This window comes from Aquabacterium sp. UBA2148, assembly GCF_002328915.1.
GTDB lineage: Bacteria > Pseudomonadota > Gammaproteobacteria > Burkholderiales > Burkholderiaceae_C > Aquabacterium > Aquabacterium parvum.
This window is the reverse complement of the sequence record NZ_DCXA01000313.1, coordinates 1-1,481: the sequence shown is the minus strand read 5'-3', so window position 1 is coordinate 1,481 and position 1,481 is coordinate 1. Positions and strand designations below refer to the sequence as shown.

The following is a 1,481-nucleotide window of genomic DNA, read 5'->3' as shown; positions in this document are numbered from 1 at the left end:
AAGCCGATGGGGCAGTGCGGCTCGGGCTCCATCTCACCTCGGAAGAAGTAAGCGTCGCCACAGTGCAGAAGCCAACCCCGGTCGGTGCGCACGGCCACGCCGCAGTGGCCTCGCGTGTGGCCGGTCAGGGGCACCAGCAGCACCTCTTCGTCGGTGTCTGGCAGGGCGCGCACGGCGTCGAATCCGAACCAGCTCTCGCCCGTGACCTCGCGCGGCGACCACTTCGGGCCATGGGCCCACTGGGCCGGGATGTAGCGGTCGCGTTCGCGGAAGTTGCTGCGCGCCATGGCGGCGTCGAGTTCGGTTTTGTAGACGTGCACGTGAGCGCCGGGGAAATCGCCCAGGCCGCCCGCGTGGTCGAGGTCCAGGTGCGTGGGCACGATGTGGCGCACGTCGCGCGGATCCAGCCCCAGGTCGCGGATCTGCTGGATGGCCGTCTCCTGCATCAGCAGGCGCGGGCGCACCACGTTCACAAAGGGCATGCCCAGGCGCCGCGGGTCGGTCACGTCGCCGGTGCCCAGGCCGGTGTCGACCAGGGTCAGGCCGTTGCGGCCTTCGATGAGCAGGCAGTGACAGCACATGTGCGCCGATGCCAGCCAGCCGCCTTCGCCGTTGATCAATCGCTTGCCGATCGGGCACATGGAGCCGCAGTTGAGGTGGTGGATGCGCATGGTTTGCTGCTTCTGGAGACGGTGCGTGCGCATCATGGCAGCACAATGTCGGCTTGACCAGCGCCCTCGCGCCGTCCCTTGTCGCGTCATCTTTTTTGCCAAACCGCCTGCCCCATGTCCCGCCGTACCCGCCTGCCTGCCGGCCACCAGCACCTTGCCGACATCCTCTTCGACCAGGGCTTTGGCGAGCGCCGGGTGTGTGACGGCCTGATCCTCAAGGGCCTGGTGCAGGTCGAAGGCGAGACGGTGGACGACCCGGACGCAGCCTACCCGGCTGACCGACTGAACCTCGTGGTCGATGGCCAGCCCTGGGTGACGCACGTTCAAGCCCTGGTGATGCTGCACAAGCCCGCAGGCTACGAATGTTCGCTCAAGCCCGGCGCTTGGCCCGGCGTGCACAACCTGCTGCCCGTGCCATTGCGCCGCCGTGGTCTGCAGCCTGTGGGCCGGCTCGACCAGGACACCACCGGCCTGTTGCTGCTGACCGACGACGGCCCGCTGCTGCACAAGCTGACCTCGCCCAAGAAGAACGTGCCCAAGGTCTACGAAGTGACCTGCAAGCACCCCGTCAACCAGGCCATGTGCGAGAAGCTGCTCAAGGGTGTGGTGCTGGACGACGACCCGGCGCCCGTGGCGGCCCACGCTGCCGAGCGGGTGCTGCCCGACGGCGCCCCGGCCGATGCGGCCACCGACACTCTGCACCTGCGCCTGACCCTGCTGCAGGGCAAATACCACCAGGTCAAGCGCATGGTGGCAGCTGTGGGCAACCGGGTCGAAGGCCTGCATCGCAGCAGCATCGGGCGGCTGGCG

2 protein-coding genes are annotated in these 1,481 nt (G+C 68.3%); one reads left to right on the top strand and one right to left on the bottom strand.

Features of this window, described 5'->3' with window-relative positions; all coding sequences use genetic code 11:
* Positions 1-671: MBL fold metallo-hydrolase (locus B2W70_RS17565; RefSeq protein ID WP_286747775.1), on the bottom strand; the 671-nt coding region annotated here is incomplete at its 3' end.
* A 114-nt stretch (positions 672-785) separates the two neighbouring features.
* Between B2W70_RS17565 and B2W70_RS17560 the strand changes: the two genes are divergently transcribed.
* Positions 786-1,481 (top strand): pseudouridine synthase (locus B2W70_RS17560; RefSeq protein ID WP_286747773.1); only part of this gene is annotated, 696 nt, incomplete at its 3' end.